This is a genomic window from Arthrobacter sp. AZCC_0090 (genome assembly GCF_014207375.1).
Taxonomy (GTDB): domain Bacteria; phylum Actinomycetota; class Actinomycetes; order Actinomycetales; family Micrococcaceae; genus Arthrobacter.
On the sequence record NZ_JACHEE010000013.1, the window covers coordinates 81917 to 103234 of the forward strand.

Consider the following 21318-nt stretch of genomic DNA (forward strand, 5'->3'; position numbering starts at 1 on the left):
GGATTTAGTAACGCTTCCTAAGCGACCGGAACCGCGGCGACGAGGTTGTTGGCGTTGACGATCCGGGCGGCGGTTGCCTGGCCCATCCGGACTGCGCCGTCCACGTGCTGGTAGCCTTCCGCAGCCAGATCGGAGGAGGACCAGTAGATAGGTCCGACGTTGGCGTGCTGGTCCTTGCCGTAGCGGTGCAAGCCGCCAAGGTCGTAACTAGACGCGTAGGCTCCTCGGGTCCATTCCTCGGAACCCCAATCGGATTCGTAGTAGACCTCGGCGTCCAGGGCCTTCTCGCCAAGGAAGCCCGCGATCGACTCAAGGACGGCCTTCTTGCGGTCTTCTGCGCTCAGTTCGAAGACGGCGTCTGCCTTTTCGTCCGAGATGAAGCCCACCAGGGTGCCACGAGTGTCTCCGTGGTTGGTGTTGTCGTAGACCTCCTGGACCAGGGCGTCGGCGCCGAAACCCGTGCCGGACAGCCCGTCTTCACGCCAGAACGGCGTGCTGTAGACGGCGTGGACCTTGATGACCAAGCCGAGGGACTGGTGCTGGTGCATCTGGTGCTGGCGGCGAGGGAGCGGCGGGTTGAAGGACACGCGGGAGTACAGGTTCGGCGGGACGGCCATGATGACGAACCGTGCATTGACGGTTGCGCGCTCGGACTCAACGGTGACGCGGTGGCCTTCACCGGCCGGCTCCCAATTGATGGTGCGGACCGGGCTGTTAAGTACGACGTCGTCGCCCAACTCTGCGGCGATCAGCAGGGAAACCTGCTGCATGCCGCCGATAACACGCTTGTCCAGGATGAAGTCTTCGTCTGTGAGGTTGGAGAAGGAACCTGCCGAAGCCGCCATCAGCACTGCCTGCAGTGCCGAGAAAGCGTGTGCCGGCTTGGTGAGCATTCCGCCGGCGATGAAGAGGCCGATGTTGTTGCAGGCTTCCTCGTCCGTCGAGTTCTGGCGCAGCCAGTGGTGGAAGGAGATGGTGTCCAATTCGCGCGCCTTCGGGTGGGCCCAGGGTTCTTCGGCGCCAATCTCGGCGGCAAGGCTGTCCAGGATGGCGGTGAGCTTGTCCATTTCGGCTGCGGTGGTCTCGCTGACCGGGAAGGAAGCCCCGGTGTAGCGGGTGCGGCTTCCGTCCGGTGCCAAGTACACCGATTCGCCGTCGCGATAGCGGGAGTACATCTTCAGGCCCAGCTCGTCCAAGAGCCCCATGAGCGCGGTCTGGTCCGGGGACACCCATTGTCCACCGATTTCCAGCATGGCCCCGTCAATGGTGTCGGTCCAGGTGCGGCCACCGACGCGGTCACGGGCTTCAAGCACCGCAACGCTGAGTCCGGCCTTCTTCAGTTCGCGTGCGGCCGTCAACCCCGACGGACCGGCACCGACAATTACGACGTCGCGATCAAGATTCAACATGATGTCCTTTCTGTGGCCGTCCCCGTTGGCTGACCAATAAATGAATGCCGTTCATTTATCCCAACTGTAGCTGGATTGGCCGCGGCTGTGAAGACCCCAGTGGAATAATGCTGGTGACAAGCCTCCAGAAAGGTCAGCGATGCCTGCACCCACCCCCGCTCCCGGCGAGACCAAAGCGCGCCGCAGGGCGGGCCGGCCAATGGCGGCGGTCCTGGGCCAGGACGGAATTACTGCCGCGGCGCTCGAACTGGTCATCAAGAAGGGCTACGACGGCCTCACCATGGCCGCACTCGCCCGATCCCTGGGCGTGGCGCCGTCGGCCCTCTACAACCACGTGTCCTCGAAAGACGACGTCCTCAAGCTAGTGGAAGAGGATCTGATGTCCAAGGTGGACTTCGGCGGATTCAGCACGCTGCCCTGGGAGGACGCCGTCCGGCAGTGGGCCTATTCCTACCGCGGTATTTTCGCAAGGCACACCCCCTTGATCTCGGTGATCGCGGTCCTTCCGGTGACGGACGCCCCACAGACCCTCGCCATGTACGAGGCCGTCACCGAGGGGTTCCTGCGCGCAGGGTTCCCTGAGCAGCAAATCATCCCGTGCATCGTGGCCCTTGAGGCCTACATTTTCGGAGCCGCTTTCGACGCGAACGCTCCGGCGGACATTTTCGATTCTGGCAAGCTGGCCGACTCTACTCCGCATTTCACCTCGGCGGTCCGGAGCCTGGGTCCCGAGCGGAACAACTACCCTTCGGACCTCGCGTTCAGCATGGGCTTGGATGCCCTGATCGCCGGGCTCGGGGCGCTGCGGGATTAGCGCCCTATAGTCGACGGGCCGCGCCGTCCTGACCCCTTTTGAATTCAGAAAGCGCTTGCGACGCGGCGAGCCGCATCATTTCGACGCCGGAGCGCGGCAATCAGGGCCAGGAGGGCACGGGCTCCGCAGTTGTCGGGTTAAACTAAGGAACCCCGATCCAAAGACCGGGGTTCCTTTAAATTGCGTGCGCGAGGGGGGATTTGAACCCCCACACCCTTTCGGATACTGGCACCTGAAGCCAGCGCGTCTGCCGTTCCGCCACTCGCGCGCAACTTCTTTCGCCCGGGACACACCAGGTTTCCCCGGCCTCACCCCTGCGAAAGCAGCGAGATCAAGCATAACGGACAATCACTTGAAAACACCAATCGACCAAGGATGGGGCCGTAAGAACCTCCCAGATCCGCGGATTGTTGGATCCGCGCAGGATGCAGAAATCATGCGGCAAGTGAACCGAAACAGGGAGCGCAAGCGAACTTTTCTGGTCTTCCGGGCGTTGTGGAATAAGGCCATTCACAGTCTTGCCCAGTAGTATCTGGATTGTGGACAGCCTCTTCGCGTGCGCTCCGGCAACTGCATGGAGCGCCTGCAGGGATTCGTCCTGACCACTCATACTGCAGCGCAACGAAACGGAAGGAGAAGGACCTTGGGTTTGCTTGACAGAGTTGAACGCGGCATCGAAAAGGCCGTCCGGGGCGTCTTCTCCACCGGGTCGCGTGCGCGTGTGGAGCCAGTGGAGATAGCCAGCAGACTTCGCCGTGAACTGGACAATAAGTCCATCACGATCGCCGCCGGCCGGACCTTGGCTCCCAACGTCTTCGAGGTCCTCTTGAGCAATGAAGACTTCGGTCGCGCCCAAGAATGGGGAACTCCCCTGGCCGAAGAATTGTGCGACGTCGTGATACAGCACGTGCGCAGCCAAGGCTACGTCCTTCAGGGACCGGTTCGGATTTCCTTCCGCCACGACGAAGTCCAGCGCGAGGGCCACTTCGAAATCACCTCCAGCACTGAAAAGTCCAACGGCTCCGCGGCGCCTGCTGCTCCGAGACCCAATGTCCCTGCAGCCCCGAGTCGCGAACCCACACGGCTCCAGCCTGTCCTGGACATTGGTGGACAGCGCTATTCCCTTAACGCTCCTTCCGTCGTGCTGGGCAGGTCCTCCGAGGCCGACATCCTGGTGGACGATACCGGTGTTTCGCGCAAGCACCTCGAAATCCAGACGGCGGCCGGGGTTGTCCGCGCTGTGGACCTCGGTTCCACCAACGGAAGTTATGTCAACGGCCACAAAGTGGACGGTAGTGTGGAACTTACGGACGGATCCACCATCACCATGGGACGGACCAAGATCATTTTCAGACTTCTTTCCCTGCCTTCTGGTGGGCGCCCGTGAGCGACATCAGCGAACTGACCATCACCGCACTCCGTTTCGGCTTCCTCCTGCTGCTGTGGGTGTTGATCTTCAGCATCGTTTCGACGATGCGTCGAGATCTCGTGATCGGCCGCAAAGCTGCCATGGGAACGCCGACGGCGCGCGAAGTACGGAAGCATCCGGAGCTCGCTCCAGCGCCGCCCCAGCCCGTGAAGCAGCAGGCGCGTCAGCTCGTCGTCGTCGAGGGTCCCCTCAAGGGGACCACGGTTCCTTTGGCTGCGAGCCCCATCCTGCTGGGCCGCGCGCAAGAAGCCACGCTGGTCCTTGAGGATGACTACGCCTCGGGCCGGCATGCGCGTCTGTTCCCCCAGGGCAGCCGATGGTTCATCGAAGACCTCGGCTCCACCAACGGCACCTACCTTGCCGACCAACAGTTGACCCGCGCCCTGCCGGTGGAGCTTGGCGTCCCCGTGAGGATCGGCAAGACGGTCATCGAATTGAGGGCGTAGCCCATGGCTTCCCCCCAGACTTCCGAGGGTAAGGCACTGCCTCCGGAACGCCCCCTGATCATGCGCTACGCGGCGCGGTCCGACGTCGGGCGTGTCCGCTCGAAGAACGACGACTCCGCCTATGTGGGCCGCCATCTCGCGGTCGTCGCGGACGGCATGGGCGGCCATGCGGGAGGCGACGTCGCCTCGGCATCCACGGTGCTGGACATGATTCACCTTGATCACGATTCCTACCCGGACGGCGCAGAGACTGTCCTGGCAGACGAAATCCAAACGGCCAATTCCCTGCTTTCCGAGCTCGTCCACGTAGATCCGAAGCTCGCAGGGATGGGCACCACGGTCACGGCCCTGCTCCTTGAAAGCAGGCGGCTGCACTTCGCCCACATCGGCGATTCCCGCGCCTACCGCTTGCGCAATGGCAAGTTCGAGCAAATCAGCGTGGACCACACTTTCGTCCAGAGGCTGATCGATGAAGGGCGTCTGCGCCCGGAGGAAGCTGAAACCCACCCGCACAAAAACGTCCTCATGCGCGTTCTGGGCGACGTGGACGCGAGCCCTGAACTGGACCTGGACGCGCTCGACGTCGAACCCGGCGAACGCTGGCTCCTCTGCTCGGACGGCCTGAACTACGTCCAAGGGGCAGTGGTAGAGCAGGTGGTCCGCGAAACCAAGGACCTCGCCGAATGCGCCGAGCTCCTCATTGAGCTCACACTGGCCAATGGGGCTCCGGACAACGTCACCGTGGTGCTCCTGGAAATCGTGGAAGAGACCGGCGAAGACCTCAGCACGGCCGCCGTCGAGGTCGTCAACCCTGAAGCAGTAGGCGCACCCAACCTGACCGCAGCAACCGCGCCAAAGACAGCCGACGACGGCAAGACTGCCGGAAAAGCCGATCCGAGCAAGGAAACCGCGCTCAACGGCGGCGCGAAAGCCCCTGCCAAAGACCCCTCAGCCGGTGGACCTGCGGCGAGCCCGGCCTTGCCGACGGGGATGTCGGTGGCCAAGCCGGCGGAAACAAACCCCGACGTCGGAGCGTCTGCCGCTGCGACGGAGCCCGCTGCCGCCGGTCCCGCGAAGCCCACCGGAACCACTGAGCCTCCGACGGCGACAGACCCCCACTTGGGTGAACACCTGTCGGCGGAGATCCTCCGCGAAGAACTCTCAAGCCGGCCGCACGAATTGGTGGGCGCTGCCGCTACCGCAGCAGAAACCGGTTCGATCCCCACTGTGGCCGGACGCAGCGTCGCGCGCCGTGCTGCCACGGTGCTGACCCACAAGGCTGAACAGGACCGCCCGGAGGCACAACCGCTTGTCGCCCGGAAGCGGCGCTGGTTGACGCCTGCCATCGCCGCTGTCTTGGCCATTTTTGTGATCGCCGGGTTGTGGCTCGGTTATGCGTGGACCCAGACGCGGTATTACGTCGGTGAATTCAACCAGCACGTAGCAATTTTCAACGGCATTTCACAGAGCCTTGGCCCGCTCCAGCTCTCGAAAGTGGAGGCCGAGACGACCATTCGCATGGACTCCCTGCCTGAATACACACAACAAGCCGTTCGCCAGACCGTCCCGGCACGCGATCTCGCCGACGCCCAGCAGATCGTGAAGAGCCTGCAGGACAAGGGCACTACCGGCCTGCCCGCCACTTGCCCCACCGGCACACCCAAGCCAACGGCAATCCCCACCGCAACCGCAAGCCCCACGCCGGCGAGCCCAAGCCCTACGAATGCGCCCACATCGTCACCCACGTCCACGCCGTTCCCCACATGCGCGGTGTCGCCATGACCCAGGCCCTCGTTACGCCCAAACCGCGCCGCAACGTGGAGCTCATCCTCCTGGTCCTTGCCCTTGCGGTCGGAATCGGTGCCAGCGCGATGGTCGGACTCAACAGCGCAGCCGCTTTCGATAGCGATTTCTGGTTCCAGTCGAGCCTCTTGGTCGTGGCCGCATTCGCGTTCCACATGGTCCTCAGGTTCCGCGCTAAATATGCCGATCCGATCATGCTTCCGATCGTCGTCGCGCTCAACGGCTTGGGACTTGCCCTCATCCATCGCATGGATCAGCCAGGAGAAGACACCGGCAACAACCAACTGCGCTGGACCCTCCTGGCCATGGCTGTGTCAATCGCCGTCATCTGGTTGCTCAAGGACCACCGGCTCCTCCGTCGTTTCACCTTCATCTCGCTGGCGGCCAGTGCGGTTCTCTTGGTGCTCCCGCTCGTTCCCGGTATCTCCGCCGGCGAAGTGCTGGGCGCCAGCGTCTGGATCCGGTTGGGTCCCATGACTTTCCAGCCGGGCGAAATCGCCAAAATCACCTTGGCCATATTTTTCGCGGGCTATCTTTCCTCCAATCGGGACCTCATCCTGCTAGCCGGCCGCAAGATCGGCCCTATGCAACTGCCCCGTTTCAAAGACCTTGGCCCAATGATCACGGCATGGCTCGTGAGCATCGGCATCCTCGTCTTCCAGCGGGATCTCGGCACCTCGGTTCTTTTCTTCGGTTTGTTCATCGTCATGATCTACGTGGCAACAAGCCGAATCAGCTGGGTGGTCATCGGCATCGTGCTCATCCTGGGCGGCGGATTCCTGGCATCGAAATTCTTCTCGCACGTCGCTTTCCGCCTGGACAGCTGGTGGAACGCCTTCACGCCGGAAGTGTTCGACCGTTTTCCGGGCGGCAGCGAGCAGATTGTCCAGGGGCTCTTCGGCATGGCTGACGGCGGCCTTGCCGGCACGGGCCTAGGCCAAGGCAGGCCCGATCTGGTCCCGTTCGCCAACAGCGACATGATCATCGCCCTCATCGGTGAGGAACTGGGCCTGATTGGACTCTTCGCAGTAGTACTGCTCTACCTGCTGCTCTTCACCCGCGGGTTCCGCGCAGCTCTTGGCACGCGGGACGCCTTCGGCAAGCTCCTGGCTTGCGGCCTGTCCTTCGCCATCGCTCTGCAGTGCTTCGTGGTGATCGGCGGCGTCTCAAGGCTGATCCCGCTGACAGGCCTTACCACTCCGTTCCTTGCGGCAGGCGGATCCTCCTTGCTTGCCAACTGGATCATCGTGGGCTTGTTGCTCATGATTTCCCACACCGCGCGCGGCCCGGTGGACACTACGCCCATTACCCATGCCCCCGCAGAGGCGGTGAAGACCCCATGAACCATTCCATACGCAACTCGTGGATGGCAGCCGTTGCCATGTTCGCCCTCCTCTTCGGCGCGATCAGCTATGTCCAGGTCATCGGCGCCGGCGACCTCAATGACAATCCGTGGAACCAGCGCGCCGTCCTGGCGAACTACTGCAACGACCGCGGTGCCATCATTGTGGGCGGCAAGCCAATCGCCGAATCCGTTGCCGGAGATGAAACCTGCAAGTACCAGCGCAGTTACCCCCAACCGGAGCTTTATGCTGGCATCACCGGATACTTCTCTAGGACCTACGGATCCACTGGGCTTGAGCAGCAGCTCCGCGACGAGCTGGCCGGCAGTTCCGATCAGCTCTTCCTGGACCGCGTCAGCCAGATTTTCCTCGGCAGCCAGCCGAAGGGGGCATCGGTGGAATTGACCATCGACCCCGCGATCCAGAAGCTCGCCTACGACCTCATTCCCGACGGCCAGCGTGGCTCGATCGTAGTCACCAACCCGAAGACCGGTGCCATCATCGCCATGGTCTCCAAACCGTCCTACGATCCCAACCTGATCGCCACGCATGATGCTGCGAAGGAAAAGGCCAGTTACGAGCAGCTCAACCAGGTTCCCGGCATCAACCTGAACCAATCCGTGAGCGGACCCACCGGCGCACTGCTGGCCCCCGGTTCAGTGTTCAAACTCGTCGATACCGCGGCCGCCCTGAGCTCCGGAAAGTACAACAAGGACAGTGTGCTGCCGAACCCGGACAGCTTGCCCTTGCCGGGTTCCAGTGCATCGCTCCCCAACTATGCCGGTGGCAACTGCTCAACTCGCAACACTGCCGACTTCGCCTTCGCCTTGGAGCAGTCCTGCAACACGCCGTTTGCCAGCATCGCCCTGGACCTCGGGCAGAAGGCCATCGCAGACCAGGCCAACAAGTTTGGCTTCGGACAAGATTTCGGCGACCTCCTCAAGCTCCAGTCCGCCGTCAGTGTCTTCCCCAAGAACTTGGACCAGGCGCAGCTCGCCCAGTCCGCCGTTGGTCAGCGTGACGTCAGGGCCACTCCGCTGCAGATCGCGCTGATGACCGCGGCAATTGCCAATCATGGCGTCCAGATGAAACCGAACCTCATCAAGACGGTGCGCGCCCCTGATCTCCGTGTCATCAGCGAACCCAAAGCCGAGACATTGCGCACCTCCACCACGCCCGAGATCGCCAGCCAGATCACATCGTGGATGACCGACGTTGTATCAAAGGGCATTGCAAGTGGCGCTGCAGTCCCCGGAGTCCAGGTGGCCGGCAAGACCGGCACCGCGCAGTTGGGCGACACGGGCCTGAACAACTCATGGTTTACCGGGTTTGCCCCGGCCAATGACCCGCAGGTGGCCGTCACCATTGTCATGGAAGGTGTTGACGTGTCTACCGGCGCAAAGCTAACCAGTCCGAACGCGAAGAAGATTTTTGAGGCGGTGTTGAATAAGTGAGGCCTACGTCAGGAATCACCCTCGGCGGCAGATTCCAGCTGACCAGTCGCATTGCGATTGGCGGCATGGGAGAGGTCTGGAGGGCCAAGGACCAGATCCTTGGCCGGATCGTCGCGATCAAGGTACTCAAAGAGGAATATACGGGTGACCCCGGGTTCCTTCAGCGTTTCCGTGCCGAGGCCCGCCACACCGCGTTGCTTAACCACGTGGGGATAGCCAACGTCTTCGACTATGGCGAAGAAGACGGATCTGCATACCTGGTGATGGAGCTCGTACCTGGACAACCGTTGAGCAGCATCCTGGAACGCGAGCAGGTCCTCTCGCCGGACCGCACGCTGTCCATCATTTCCCAGACCGCCCGTGCGCTCGCCCCTGCGCACGCACAGGGCCTGGTACACCGGGATATCAAGCCGGGCAACCTGCTCATCACGCCGGACTTCCGCGTCAAGGTTACCGATTTCGGCATTGCACGCCTCGCCGACCAGGTCCCCCTCACGCAGACCGGCCAGGTCATGGGAACTGCGCAGTACCTGGCTCCGGAACAAGCAACGGGACAGACGGCCACGGGGGCCTCGGACATATATTCCCTCGGGGTTATTGGCTACGAATGCCTCACCGGGCATCGTCCGTTCTCCGGTGAATCTCAAATCGCCATTGCGCTGGCCCAGGTCAACGACGCCCCGCCGCCGCTGCCCGAGAGCCTCCCCACTCCGGTGCGCGCCCTGCTGATGTCCATGCTCGCCAAGGACCCGAAGAACCGTCCTGCCGACGCCATCAAGCTGGCTGAAGCAGCAGACGCTATCCGCGCAGGCGACATTTCCGCGGCACACGCCGCCGTGCCGGGAATGTTGCTGTTCGAATCCGCCACCGGCCCCATCACCGCACCGACTGACATCGCTACCGCCCCCACAGGCATTGTCACCTCACCGTACGGCAAGGAAACGCGTTCGACGTCGACGTCGGCCCTCCCGGTGATCGGCGCCGCTGCAGCCGGAGCCGCCGCCGCAGGTGCAGCTGAGGGTGGAAATGCACTCTCCCGCGCCCATGCCCTGGCCGCCGAACGCAGTTTGGAGCAGGCTGACGAGCAGGACCAGTACTTCCATGAGGAAGAGGAGTACCAGGCAGAGCCGCAGCGCAAGAAGCGCAGCCCGTGGACGTGGCCCCTCGTCGCGCTGATCGTGCTCCTGCTCTTCGCCCTGGTTGGTGTGATCCTGTCCCAGTCGGGGCTGTTCTCGCCAAGCAATCCGGCACCGGCCTCAAGCTCTCCGGTCCGGGCCTCAAGCGCGCCACCAAGTTCGGCGAGTCCGAGCGCCACGGAGACTTCGGCCAGCCCGACGCCCACCACATCCACTGCGGAGACTGTCAACCTGATCCCTGAGCAGTACAAGGGACAGCCGTACGACAAGGTGCGCGCTGACCTCATCGCTCTCGGCATGAGCGTCAACGGTGTCCAGGTCTTCGATCCCTCGACGCCGGGCACGGTCACCGACATCAACCCGTCGGGCCCCCAGCCCAAGGGGACCACGATCACCGTGAGCTACTCCAAGGGACCCCAGACGGTTTCGGTGCCGACCATCCCCAAGGGCGCCGCGGAATCGCAGGTGCAGGCTGCAATCGAAGGCGCCGGCCTGCGCTGGGTCGCGGGAACGCCCGTTGCCGGAGCTACCGGCCAGACGCCCGGAACGTTCGTCAGCTCCGATCCTGCCGGCGGTCAGAAGGTGCCCGCAGGATCCGTGGTCACCTACCACCTGTCCAAGTCGACCCCGTCTTCGTCGGCCACTCCCGGTCAGTAGGACACCATGCCAGCCGGACGCTCCACCCCTGCCCACAGAGAGGACAGCACTCCAATGACAACCCAGCGCGTCCTCAACGGGCGGTACGAACTCGGTGAATTGCTCGGCCGTGGCGGTATGGCGGATGTCTACAAGGGCACCGACACGCTGCTCGGGCGAACCGTGGCAGTGAAGCTGCTCCGCGCCGATCTTGCCCGCGATCCGCAGTTCCATGCTCGTTTCAAGCGGGAGGCCCAGGCAGTGGCCGCCCTGAACCACTCCTCGATCGTGGCCATCTATGACACCGGCGAGTACACCGTGTCCGGTGGTCCAGGCGAGAACGTCCGGGTTCCCTACATCGTCATGGAATACGTGTCCGGCCGGACTATCCGCGATCTGATCCGCGCCAAGGAATTGGACATCGATCAAGCCATCGAGTTCATCCTTGGAGTCCTGTCCGCCCTGGAATACAGCCATAAAGCCGGGATCGTCCACCGCGACATCAAGCCCGCCAACGTCATGGTGTCCGGGGATTCCAACGACGTCAAGGTCATGGACTTCGGCATCGCCCGGGCCATGGCCGACTCCGCGGCTACCATGACCCAGACCCAGGCCGTGGTTGGAACAGCCCAGTACCTCTCGCCCGAGCAAGCCCGAGGCGAGACGGTGGATGCCCGTAGTGACCTGTACTCTGCAGCGTGCCTGCTGTTTGAAATGCTCACGTCGCGGCCCCCGTTCACCGGAGATAGTCCTGTCTCTGTGGCCTACCAGCACGTCCGCGAGATCCCCGAGCCCGCCAGCACGTTCAATCCGGCAGTTTCGGAAGCGCTGGACAGCGTCCTGGCGAAGGGCCTGCAGAAGGACCGCGCCGACCGTTTCCAGGATGCGGCGGCCTTCCGCCGTGCCTTGCGAGCGGCCAAGAACGGCGTGGCAGTCCCAGCGTTCGTTGCCGGAACACCCACAGACCCTCAGACCGTCATACCGTCGACGCAAGAGCTTCCCGAAGATGGCTTGGCGCGCCGCCTGACGGGTGCCGAATTCCTGGACAGCACCCTGACCGGACGGCTCGACAACACGCCGGACTTCGGCGACCAGGAAACGATGCTGGCGCTTCACGCCAGCGAACCCGTACCGGAGCCAGATCACGACGGCGCGATGCCGCTAGATTTCGCCCCTGAACGCGAGCGGACCCCCCGGCAGAAGTCCCGCCGTCGTGCGTGGGCCGCGGTTGTGGTCATCTTTACGCTGCTGGTCCTAGCTGGTGGTGGATTCTGGCTTTACAACACGGTGAACCAGAAGCCGGCTCCGCCGGCGTTGATCCAAGTGCCACAGGTGGCTGGCATGAGCGAGGTCATGGCCTTGCAAGCGCTCTACGGCGCCAATCTCAGCCCGGAGTCGCGCACGGTCCCGCACGATACGGTCGCCAAGGGCACGGTCATCAGCACCGACCCGAGCGTGGGATCTCAAGTGGCACCGAACTCACACGTAGTCCTGTTCGTTTCAGCCGGACCGGTCTCCGTGACCGTTCCCGCGGGCTTGAGCGGACTCACCGAAGCCGCCGCACGCGACCTCCTGCGCCAAGCCGGACTTGTGGGCGGAGCCAGCACCTTAGCCAATAGTCCTACGGTTCCCGCAGGCTCCGTCATCAGCACCAAGCCCGCTTCCGGGGCGGTTGTCGGCGCGGGCAGTACCGTTGATTTGGTGGTGTCCACGGGAAAGGTGTCCGTGCCTCAACTCGTGGGTCTGAGCGTGGCGGATGCAGAGGCCCTGCTCAAAGAGAACGGCCTGGCCATCTCCGTCACCGAGCAGGAGAATTCGCAGGTAACCCCTGGAAAGGTCACGAGCCAGGGGGACGCCTTCAAGTCCCTTGTGGAACAAGGCAAAACCATCAGTGTGATCGTTGCGAAGGCTCCCGCCCCGTCAGCCAGTCCCAGCCCGACACCCAGCCCCAGCGATACCCGGAGCCATGGGGGCTCTGGCGGTTAGGGCCGGGCGCGGTTAGCGCTGGATCAGGGGGCTAAGAGTGGCCGCGCGGGCTGCCGCACCGGACATCCCGAGTGATTCAAGCCAGTTGCCGAGCATGAGGTAACCACCCTCGGTGAGCACCGATTCCGGGTGGAACTGCACTCCACACAGCGGCGCCGTGCGATGCTGCAAGCCCATGACCACGCCGTTGGCGGTTTCAGCGGTGATTTCCAGAACGTCGGGGATGCTCTCCCGGACAGCTGCGAGGGAGTGGTAACGCGTGGCCGTCACTGGCGACGGCAGCCCTGCGAAAACACTCTTGCCCTGGTGATGCACGGGCGAGGTCTTGCCGTGCATCAGCTCTGGAGCGTGCGTGACAATGCCGCCATAGGCCTCTGCCAGCGCTTGGTGGCCAAGGCAGACCCCGAACATCGGCTTGTTGCTGCTGCCGCACCACTTGATCAACTCGATGCAGACGCCGGCTTCGGCCGGGGTGCCGGGACCGGGGGAGATCAGCACGCCGTCCCGTGCGTCCGCAAGTTCGATCGCCTCGGCGAGGGTGACGTCGTCATTGCGGACCACTGTGGTTTCCGCGCCGAGTTCCTGCAAGTAGCCGACGAGGGTGTAGACGAAGCTGTCGTAGTTATCCACGACGAGGATTTTTGTAGTGCTCATGGCTGCTTTGCTGAACCAATCGTTGAGTCGGTGAATGTTGTGAACTGTGACATCCAGGGGAAGAGGAACTCGACCATCAGGACCAGAGCGCATGCCACGAGGGCCACTGATGTCAGGATACGCACCCACAGGGGTCCCGGAAGGTGGCGGAAGATCCATCCGTACATGACTTAGCCCTTTCCGCGTGTCTGGGCGACTTGTCTGGCGATGTCCTGTGGTGGCCCGGCGGATGCAGGTTGCCAGCTTGCCAACAGGGAGTACGCGATGATGCGTTCTTCCGCGCCGAAGCGCGGATTGCAGCTGGTCATGGTCAGGTAGCTTTCGGTAGGCGTCGCACCGGGCCGTGTGGGGACCGGAAGAAGGACGTCCGTCCGCGAGGGAAGCACGATCTGGTTGTTCCGGAAGACGTACGTGTAGTAGCCGTCCTTGGTCTGCACATAGATCTTGTCGCCCGGTGCCAAAAGATGGATGTTGTCCAGGACGGCGCCATGGGTCTGGCGGTGTCCCGCGACGGCGAAATTGCCGGGCGCCCCGGGCATGCTGGTGCTTCCGTAGTGGCCCAGGCCCAAGGTGTCCAGGATGTCGGCACCGGTTCCTTCGATGATGGGCCGCGAATAATCCGGGCCGAATCGCGGAATATACATGATGCCGATCATGCCGCCGTGCTCGGGAGCCTGGGCAACTACGGGTTTACCGTAGTTCGGCGCTTTGGCAGGGTCGGCAGGGACAACCGGTCCCGCAAAGTCCTTGGCGAATCCCTGGATGGCCTGGCTTTGCTTCGCGTCGGCTTCGACATTGGTCCACCACAGCTCCCAGGCCACAAAGAGCAACAGGATGACACCTGCCGTGAGGAGGAGTTCGCCGATGATCTGGACGATCTTGCGCACAACGTCACCCGCGCTTGGCCGTCCCTCGCGTTTCCCCGAGCGGGGCTTGTGTCCCCCGGGGCGGGGACCCCCCGCCCCGGTTCCTGTGCCGTCATCGGGTACGGCAGCGGCTTGCCGCGTCTGCTGCTGCGCCACTGGATCTCCTCTTCACAGGCGCGGATGCCCCACGACGAGCAGCCTCCGAAATCCGGCTAGACTTGTTTGCTAGTACGAACCCCGGAATTGCCGCGTGCGCGTTGACCGCTGGAATTTTCCTTCCTGCAGGATATCAAGACGGCGCGTGGCCATTCATTCAGCCGGCCAAGGAGGATCCGTGCCCGAGTCCAAGCCCCGCAAGAGGGCCGCCCGCCCCACCGAGGCGGCTACCGCACAGCACTACAAGCCGAACCCCGTTTGGTACAAGCCAGTGATGTTCGGCCTCATGATTGTCGGCTTGCTGTGGATCATCACTTTCTATATCACCAGCGGCCAACTTCCCGTGCCGGCGTGGGAGTCCTGGAACATCGTGGCAGGTTTCGGCATCGCGATCATCGGCTTCCTCATGACCACGCGCTGGCGTTCCTGAGCGGCGACCTCACATTTCGGCTGCCTGTACCGTCTACTAGATATGACCACCAGGCACACCACCATTGAGTCCCCCTTGGGCCAGCTCACGCTGACCGCCCGGGGAGGGCTGCTGACGGGCATCTTCTTCGAAGGTCACTGGCATATGCCGCCACCGGAATTCTTCGGTGAAGCCGCCCCGGCTGGCGACCCCCTGTTCCAGCAAATTGCCGCAGAGCTCGGCGAATACCTGGCGGGCGAACTGACGGTGTTCGACGTCCCCTTCAAGGCTTCCGGGAATCTCTTCCAAGAGCGGGTCTGGGCCAGGCTCCAACAAATTCCGTACGGGGAAACCGTCAGCTATGGGGAGTTGGCCACCGAACTGGGCGATCGCAACCTTTCCCAGGCCGTCGGTTCGGCGGTTGGCCGCAATCCGCTGAGTATCGTCATTCCGTGCCACCGGGTAGTGGGGCACGATGGGAGGCTCACCGGATACGCTGGCGGACTCGACAACAAGCGGTTCCTCCTGGAACTCGAGGAACCGGCGGCGGCGAAGGAAAGCAAGCTCTTCTGATGGAGCCCAAGAAGCCGTTCGAGCTGATCGTCCGGGAGCACGGACCCACGGTGCTCCGTGTATGCCGGGCCGTTCTTGGCCCCCACGACGCGGAAGACGGCTGGTCCGAAACCTTCCTCTCGGCCCTGAAGGCCTACCCCGAACTCCCAGCAGACGCCAACGTCCAGGCGTGGCTCGTCACCATCGCGCACCGCAAGTCCATCGACATCGTCCGCGCGCGGAATCGCCAGCCAGTTCCTGTCGATGTGCTGCCTGTGAGGCATTCCGGGCTCGGCATCCCCGGCGACGGTCATGCGGAGGTGCTCGACGCCGTCGGGCACCTTCCGCCGAAACAGCGCCAGGCGGTGGCGTACCACTACCTCGCCGGGCTCCCGTACAAAGACGTCGCCGTGCTTCTCGGCGGAACCCCCGACGCCGCGCGTCGAGCAGGTGCCGACGGCGTCAAGGCCCTGCGCACCATTCTCGTCGATAGCTCCATGAGCTTCGTGAAAGAAGAGAACCCATGACCATCAATCACAACGAACCGGACATCGCCGAGCTCCTCGCAACCTCCGTGGAACCAGAGGTTTTGCAGCGGCTCCACCGCCGTCTCGCGGCGGCGGCCGCGGAACAACACACGCTCGATATCGCCTACCGCACCTTTGATTCTCCGATCGGCAAACTGTTGCTCGCGGCCACGGAGCGAGGCATAGTGCGCGTTGCCTTTGAAGTGGAAGACCACGACGCCGTGCTGCAACTGCTCGCTGAAAAGCTCAGTCCGCGGATTCTCCACTCAGCTGGCCGCCTGGATCCAGCAGCCCGCGAACTGGACGAATACTTCGCGGGGACGCGGCACCATTTCGACCTGCCCTTGGATTTCAGCCTTTCGCGCGGATTCCGGCTTAGCGTCCTGGAGCATCTGCCGCAGATCGCCTACGGGCACACGGAAAGCTACGCGCAAGTGGCGTTGGCCGCCGGAAGTCCGCGAGCCGTGCGCGCGGTTGGCACTGCCTGCGCCACCAACCCGCTGCCGGTGATTGTTCCTTGCCACCGGGTAGTGAAATCCGATGGATCGTTTGGCAACTACCTCGGCGGCACGGAGGCCAAGCGAACCTTGCTGTCCCTCGAGGCAGCATGAGCCCAGGGTGGACGGAACCGCTGTTTCCGCTGGAGTTGCCGGACGCGTCCGACGCCGGCCCGCGGGAGATCGCACCCGGTGCGGTGCACGTTCCGGGCTGGCTGAGCCTGGAGCAGCAGCGGTGGATCACGGCCCGTTTCGGTGAGTGGACGCGTGGTCCCGTCCCCTTGCGTGCCGCGGTTCTTCCCCGAGGACACCCGATGTCCGTCCGGACGGTCTGCCTCGGCTGGCACTGGCAGCCCTACAAATACACGCGCGAAGCTTTCGACGTCAACGGGCGGCGGGTCCTGGCATTTCCCGATTGGATGGTGCGGCTGGGCCGCAAAGCACTGTTCGAGGCATACGGTGACGCCGCCGAAGCCGCGGACTACACGCCGGACACCGCGCTGGTGAATTTCTACGACGACGCCGCCAAGATGGGGATGCACCAAGACAAGGACGAGAAGTCCCGCGCTCCTGTGGTGTCCCTCAGTATCGGGGATAGTTGCGTGTTCCGCTTCGGGAACACGGAGACGCGCACCAAGCCGTATACCGACGTCGAACTGTCCTCCGGCGATCTGTTCGTATTCGGCGGTGCATCGCGTTTTGCGTACCACGGCATCACCAAAGTGCTCCCCGGAACGGCTCCCGCAGGCTGTGGGCTGCCCAGCGGGCGGATCAATATCACCATGCGCGTCATTGGAATGTCGTAGGACCGGGGCACAATGTCAACAACGGCTTCTGCACGGCTTCCAGTGGAGGAATTCCTATGACCCCGCCCGAGAACGGCACCATCATTGGCGACGACGGCCTCGCCCGGCCGCCGTGGGCATCCGTTGACCCGCTTATGCGCGAGTACTACGACCACGAGTGGGGCATGCCCGTGCGGGACGAGCAGGGCCTGTACGAGCGCATCAGCCTTGAGGGATTCCAGGCGGGCCTCTCTTGGGCCACCATCTTGCGCAAGCGTGACGCGTTCAGATCCGCTTTCTTGAACTTTCACCCGGAAAGCGTCGCGGCCTTCACAGAGGCGGATGTCGAACGGCTGATGCAGGATCCGGGGATCGTGCGCAACCGGCTCAAGATCCGTGCCGCCATCACGAATGCCAAGGCCACCATCGCCTTGCGGAGCGAAGGCGGACTGGTGGACTTCGTGTGGTCCTTCCAACCCCAGTCGACGCCCGAACCGCGTACCTTTGCCGACGTCGCCACCCAGTCGCCGGAATCGATCGCCTTGTCCAAAGCACTGCGTAAGAAGGGCTTCGCCTTCGTCGGGCCCACTACCATGTACGCGTTGATGGAGGCCATCGGCATCATCGATACCCATCTCGTGGACAGCCATCGTCGTGGCAGTTCCGGAATTTGGCTCTGATACCCCCGTTTCTTTCCACAGAAGTGCGTAACTTTATCCACAGCTGTGGACAATTCATGTGGACATCCATGTACACGGGGCGAAAATCCCCGGGAATCAGGTGCGTAACGGGCATCCACGCCTTCCACATGAGGTTTTACCCAGTGTGAACAACGCTGTGGATAGTGTTCCCGGGTTCATTGAGAGTTCACCACGGAGGCATTGAGAACTTCATTCAGGCCCGTCCTGCCCCGGTAGCCGCCTGGGCTTTCGCTTCGCCTTTTCGACTCGCCGGAAGGGCACTGGTCGAGAAGTGTGAAAGAATCTGCGTATGAATGCAGATAAGAGCGGTTGCTCGCTGGGTGTCGACAGTCAGTATGTTGAATTGGCGGTGGAAGTGTTCGCGATGTTGGCCGATGCCACGAGGGTCCGGATCATCCTGGCGCTCCGGGACGGCGAAATGGCCGTCGGTGCCCTAGCTGAGCTGGTGGGGAAGTCCCCGGCAGCTGTATCCCAGCACCTCGCCAAAATGCGCCTGGCGAGAATGGTTTCAACACGGCAGGACGGAACCAAGGTCATGTACAGGCTGGAGAACGAACACGCCCGCCAACTGGTGGCAGATGCCATCTTCCAAGCGGAACACGCCCTCGGCGGCAGCCCTGCACACCACCGCCCAGAACAGGAAACGGCATGAACAGTCACCAGCAAGTTGGTCATCACGCGGGCCATGTGCACGCCAACGACCACGCGCATGACCATGACCACGAACATCACAAGGGCTTCAAGGGGTGGCTGTATGAGCTTTTTGTCCCGCACACCCACGATGCCGCAGACTCCATCGACGATGCCCTCGAGTCCAGTACGCAGGGCATCCGGGCTCTGAAGATCAGCCTCTTCATCCTCCTTGGCACCACCGTGCTGCAGTTTCTTGTAGTCCTTGTCAGCGGCTCCGTCGCGTTGCTGGCCGACACCGTCCACAACTTCTCGGACGCGCTCACCGCCGTGCCCTTGTGGATTGCGTTCATCTTGGGACGTCGAGCGGCAACTCGCCGCTACAACTATGGATACGGACGGGCGGAGGATCTTGCGGGACTGTTCATCGTCGTCGTGGTTGCCCTTTCTGCTGTGGTCGCCGCATGGCAGTCCATTGACCGGCTGTTCCATCCACAACCCCTCCACAACCTGTGGTGGGTTCTCGCAGCCGGGCTCATCGGCTTTGCGGGCAATGAATTCGTAGCTGTCTACCGAATCCGGGTTGGCCGGCAGATCGGGTCCGCTGCGCTGGTCGCCGACGGCGTTCATGCGCGGATCGACGGATTCACCTCGCTCGCCGTGGTACTCGGTGCCGGCGGCGTGCTGCTCGGATTCCCTTTGGCCGACCCTATCGTCGGACTGCTGATTTCGGCGGCCATCATCGTCCTGCTCTGGGGCACTATACGCAGCGTAGGACGGCGCCTGATGGACGGAATAGAGCCCGAACTGCTCGATCACGCCCAATCGGCGTTGGAGAGGACCCCCGGCGTGCTTTCCGTGCCGAAGCTGCGGCTTCGCTGGGTTGGCCATCGTCTTCTGGGGGCGGCTACCATCGTCGTTGCCAACACGGCCCTCTCCGCCGTGGAAGAAACGGTCGACGACGCGCGGCATCAGCTTGGGCGCGCGCTCCCAAAGCTCGACGACATCGTGATACAGCCTGTGACAGGACCGGGCCGCTGAAAGGCCGGATTCCATTCCCAACAGGCGCCCAGCTGCTGGGGCTATGATGACCCACTGAACACCGACCCGCTGAGAAGGGACCGCCCGGCCCGCTCGAAATCCACGAAAGAAGATGCCCATGAGCCAGCAAGCGGTTCTGGCGAAGCCTCGCCGGAACGTCGAAATGGTGCTGCTGGTACTCGCCCTTGGCGTCGGCGTCGGGGCCATCGCAATGACCAGCGTGGACAAGAAGGAAGCCCTCGATTTTGGATTCTGGCTCCAAGCCGGAACCTTGACTGCGCTGGCCGGGGTCTTCCACGTCGTCCTCCGGTTCAGGGCACGGTATGCGGATCCAGTGATCCTCCCCATTGTCGTGGCTTTGAACGGCTTGGGCATCGCCATGATCCGACGCTTGGACGCGTCAACCGGGAGCACTGCGGGGACCAATCAGCTCAACTGGACGATCGTCTCGGTCCTGGTCGCGGCCGCCGTGCTGTGGCTATTAAAGGACCACCGGCTGTTACGCCGGTACACTTTCATTGCCCTTTCTGTCAGCGCTGCCCTTCTCATCCTTCCCCTCGTCCCGGGCATTTCAGCCGGCGATATCAACGGCGCAAATGTCTGGATACGCCTAGGGTCCCTGCAGTTCCAGCCTGGGGAAATCGTGAAGATCACCCTCGCCGTCTTCTTCGCGGGATACTTGTCCTCCAACCGGGACTTGATCTTGTTGGCGGGCAGGAAATTCGGGCGCCTGCAGTTCCCCAGGATCAAGGACACTGGGCCGATGGTCACCGCTTGGGCCGCGAGTGTGGGCGTACTGGTCTTCCAGCACGATCTCGGCATGTCCATATTGCTCTTCGGGCTGTTCATGGTGATGATCTACGTTGCCACGAGCCGAGCCAGCTGGCTGGTTCTCGGCCTGATACTCATGGGGGTGGGAGGATACGCCGCGGCAAAGATCTTTTCCCACGTCGGCTTACGCATCGACGCCTGGGTCAACGCCTTTGACCCCCAGGTGTACACCCGCTTTCCCGGAGGTAGTGCCCAGATTGTCCAAGGCCTCTTCGGAATGGCCGACGGCGGCCTGATCGGAAAAGGCCTCGGGCTCGGAAGCCCGGACCTTGTGCCCTTCGCCAACAGCGACATGATCGTCGCCTCCCTTGGTGAAGAACTCGGCCTGATAGGGCTGTTCGCCATCGTGCTCCTCTATTTGCTGCTTTTCACGAGGGGATTCCGGGCGGCGTTGGGCATCCGAGATGCGTTCGGGAAGCTCCTCGCGTGCGGACTGTCCTTCACCATGGCGCTTCAATGCTTCATCATCATCGGCGGCGTCACCCGCCTTATTCCCCTCACAGGACTGACGACGCCGTTCCTCTCCGCGGGCGGGTCCTCCCTCCTTGCCAACTGGATCATCGTTGCACTGCTGCTGCGGATCAGTGACGCAGCCCGCAGGCCCCAAGCGGTCGCTTCCCAGGCCGAGCACGTCCCGGCCTGACGCCCACCAGACACGCTGAACCCACGTAGCGAACAAGCCTGTCCAGGCCGCCACCACCGGAGTTACACACTTAACAACAGGCAGGTACCCACAAGTTATCCACAGTTGGGGAAAAGCTGTGGCGACAAAGTGGAAAACTCCCGTAACGGCGCGCTTACAGGCCGCCCATGAATCGTCGAACTACAACCATGTGAGTTATTAACAATGTTGATAACCCTGTTGATACAACACTCCCGCCGCCGCCAATGGTGAGGTTGTCCACACATCCCGAAATAGGGCGCTTCTTATCCACATAACCACAGGCGTGTGGGCAAAAGTTATCCACAGTTGTGGACGTTAATCCCCAGGAGAATCCGCCACCCCCGCCGTCTCGCCCCAGACGGCCAATCCATCACCGAACTACATGCTTGTAAGTTACACACATTGTGGATAACCCCTGTGGAAAACTTCGCCGAGGTATTGACGGGCCCAGTTCAAGGTTCTACGCTATTTCTATTCAATGAACTAGTTGATCAACCAGAAGCTTGAATAAACCAATTATTTGAATAACCAAGGGCGCTTGGGCACTGT

At 62.7% G+C, this 21318-nt stretch carries 20 protein-coding genes and 1 tRNA gene; 17 read left to right on the plus strand and 4 right to left on the minus strand.

Going from position 1 to position 21318, the window contains the following annotated elements; translation table 11 throughout:
- Positions 1–17: 17 nt before the first annotated feature.
- Entirely contained in the window at positions 18–1409 is a 1392-nt protein-coding gene (locus tag HNP00_RS18805) for an NAD(P)/FAD-dependent oxidoreductase (RefSeq protein WP_184741247.1), read from the minus strand.
- 139 nt (positions 1410–1548) lie between these two features.
- Here HNP00_RS18805 and HNP00_RS18810 point away from each other — a divergent pair, with 139 nt between their 5' ends.
- Positions 1549–2223 (plus strand): TetR/AcrR family transcriptional regulator, encoded by a 675-nt coding sequence (locus HNP00_RS18810; protein WP_184741248.1) that lies wholly within the window; start codon positions 1549–1551, stop codon positions 2221–2223.
- 185 nt (positions 2224–2408) lie between these two features.
- Here HNP00_RS18810 and HNP00_RS18815 read toward each other — a convergent pair.
- A tRNA-Leu gene (locus HNP00_RS18815) sits at positions 2409–2491 on the minus strand.
- A 375-nt stretch (positions 2492–2866) separates the two neighbouring features.
- On the opposite strand from HNP00_RS18815, the gene HNP00_RS18820 reads away from it, so the two are divergent.
- The 7 genes from HNP00_RS18820 to pknB are packed head-to-tail and all read left to right on the plus strand — an operon-like array spanning position 2867 to position 12456.
- Positions 2867–3610, plus strand: coding sequence for a DUF3662 and FHA domain-containing protein (locus HNP00_RS18820; RefSeq protein WP_184741249.1), 744 nt, complete (start codon positions 2867–2869; stop codon positions 3608–3610).
- A 5-nt stretch (positions 3611–3615) separates the two neighbouring features.
- Positions 3616–4098 carry an FHA domain-containing protein gene (locus HNP00_RS18825; RefSeq protein WP_184741314.1) on the plus strand — a complete coding sequence of 161 codons (483 nt, stop codon included), beginning with the start codon at positions 3616–3618 and terminating at the stop codon, positions 4096–4098.
- A 3-nt stretch (positions 4099–4101) separates the two neighbouring features.
- Positions 4102–5880 carry a protein phosphatase 2C domain-containing protein gene (locus tag HNP00_RS18830; RefSeq protein ID WP_184741250.1) on the plus strand — a complete coding sequence of 593 codons (1779 nt, stop codon included), beginning with the start codon at positions 4102–4104 and terminating at the stop codon, positions 5878–5880.
- Positions 5877–7244, plus strand: a complete 1368-nt coding sequence (locus HNP00_RS18835; RefSeq protein WP_184741251.1) for an FtsW/RodA/SpoVE family cell cycle protein — start codon at positions 5877–5879, stop codon at positions 7242–7244. Before HNP00_RS18830 ends, HNP00_RS18835 begins: the two co-directional genes overlap by 4 nt.
- The gene (locus HNP00_RS18840) at positions 7241–8698 is read left to right on the plus strand and encodes a penicillin-binding protein 2 (RefSeq protein ID WP_184741252.1); all 1458 of its coding nucleotides are present in this window, start codon (positions 7241–7243) and stop codon (positions 8696–8698) included. The genes HNP00_RS18835 and HNP00_RS18840 overlap by 4 nt, the downstream gene beginning before the upstream one ends.
- Positions 8695–10491: a protein kinase domain-containing protein gene (locus HNP00_RS18845; protein WP_184741253.1), complete on the plus strand. Its 1797-nt coding sequence runs from the start codon at positions 8695–8697 to the stop codon at positions 10489–10491. Before HNP00_RS18840 ends, HNP00_RS18845 begins: the two co-directional genes overlap by 4 nt.
- Positions 10492–10545: 54 nt before the next feature.
- Complete coding sequence (gene pknB / locus HNP00_RS18850) at positions 10546–12456, plus strand: Stk1 family PASTA domain-containing Ser/Thr kinase (protein ID WP_184741254.1); 1911 nt, start codon at positions 10546–10548, stop codon at positions 12454–12456.
- A gap of 12 nt (positions 12457–12468) precedes the next feature.
- Here the strand turns inward: pknB and HNP00_RS18855 are convergent, their stop codons facing one another.
- Together HNP00_RS18855 and HNP00_RS18860 are read right to left on the minus strand one after the other, a co-directional pair.
- Positions 12469–13110 (minus strand): aminodeoxychorismate/anthranilate synthase component II, encoded by a 642-nt coding sequence (locus HNP00_RS18855; RefSeq protein WP_184741255.1) that lies wholly within the window; start codon positions 13108–13110, stop codon positions 12469–12471.
- A gap of 170 nt (positions 13111–13280) precedes the next feature.
- Entirely contained in the window at positions 13281–14132 is an 852-nt protein-coding gene (locus HNP00_RS18860; RefSeq protein ID WP_184741256.1) for a class E sortase, read from the minus strand.
- 178 nt (positions 14133–14310) lie between these two features.
- On the opposite strand from HNP00_RS18860, the gene HNP00_RS18865 reads away from it, so the two are divergent.
- The 9 genes from HNP00_RS18865 to HNP00_RS18905 all read left to right on the plus strand — a co-directional run bounded on the left by HNP00_RS18865 (position 14311) and on the right by HNP00_RS18905 (position 20748).
- On the plus strand, positions 14311–14562 hold the full coding sequence (locus tag HNP00_RS18865; protein WP_184741257.1) for a cell division protein CrgA: 252 nt from the start codon (positions 14311–14313) through the stop codon (positions 14560–14562).
- Positions 14563–14604: 42 nt separating this feature from the next.
- On the plus strand, positions 14605–15114 hold the full coding sequence (locus tag HNP00_RS18870) for a methylated-DNA--[protein]-cysteine S-methyltransferase (RefSeq protein WP_184741258.1): 510 nt from the start codon (positions 14605–14607) through the stop codon (positions 15112–15114).
- A complete protein-coding gene (locus HNP00_RS18875) occupies positions 15114–15620 on the plus strand; it encodes an RNA polymerase sigma factor (RefSeq protein ID WP_184741259.1) in 507 nt (168 codons plus the stop codon). The genes HNP00_RS18870 and HNP00_RS18875 overlap by 1 nt, the downstream gene beginning before the upstream one ends.
- Positions 15617–16231 carry a methylated-DNA--[protein]-cysteine S-methyltransferase gene (locus HNP00_RS18880; protein ID WP_184741260.1) on the plus strand — a complete coding sequence of 205 codons (615 nt, stop codon included), beginning with the start codon at positions 15617–15619 and terminating at the stop codon, positions 16229–16231. The genes HNP00_RS18875 and HNP00_RS18880 overlap by 4 nt, the downstream gene beginning before the upstream one ends.
- On the plus strand, positions 16228–16923 hold the full coding sequence (locus tag HNP00_RS18885; RefSeq protein ID WP_184741261.1) for an alpha-ketoglutarate-dependent dioxygenase AlkB: 696 nt from the start codon (positions 16228–16230) through the stop codon (positions 16921–16923). The genes HNP00_RS18880 and HNP00_RS18885 overlap by 4 nt, the downstream gene beginning before the upstream one ends.
- Positions 16924–16979: 56 nt before the next feature.
- Entirely contained in the window at positions 16980–17582 is a 603-nt protein-coding gene (locus tag HNP00_RS18890; RefSeq protein WP_184741262.1) for a DNA-3-methyladenine glycosylase I, read from the plus strand.
- Positions 17583–17892: 310 nt separating this feature from the next.
- Positions 17893–18255, plus strand: a complete 363-nt coding sequence (locus tag HNP00_RS18895; protein ID WP_184741263.1) for a metalloregulator ArsR/SmtB family transcription factor — start codon at positions 17893–17895, stop codon at positions 18253–18255.
- Positions 18252–19274 (plus strand): cation diffusion facilitator family transporter, encoded by a 1023-nt coding sequence (locus tag HNP00_RS18900; protein ID WP_184741264.1) that lies wholly within the window; start codon positions 18252–18254, stop codon positions 19272–19274. Before HNP00_RS18895 ends, HNP00_RS18900 begins: the two co-directional genes overlap by 4 nt.
- 118 nt (positions 19275–19392) lie before the next feature.
- Positions 19393–20748: an FtsW/RodA/SpoVE family cell cycle protein gene (locus HNP00_RS18905; protein ID WP_184741265.1), complete on the plus strand. Its 1356-nt coding sequence runs from the start codon at positions 19393–19395 to the stop codon at positions 20746–20748.
- Positions 20749–21318: the final 570 nt, after the last annotated feature.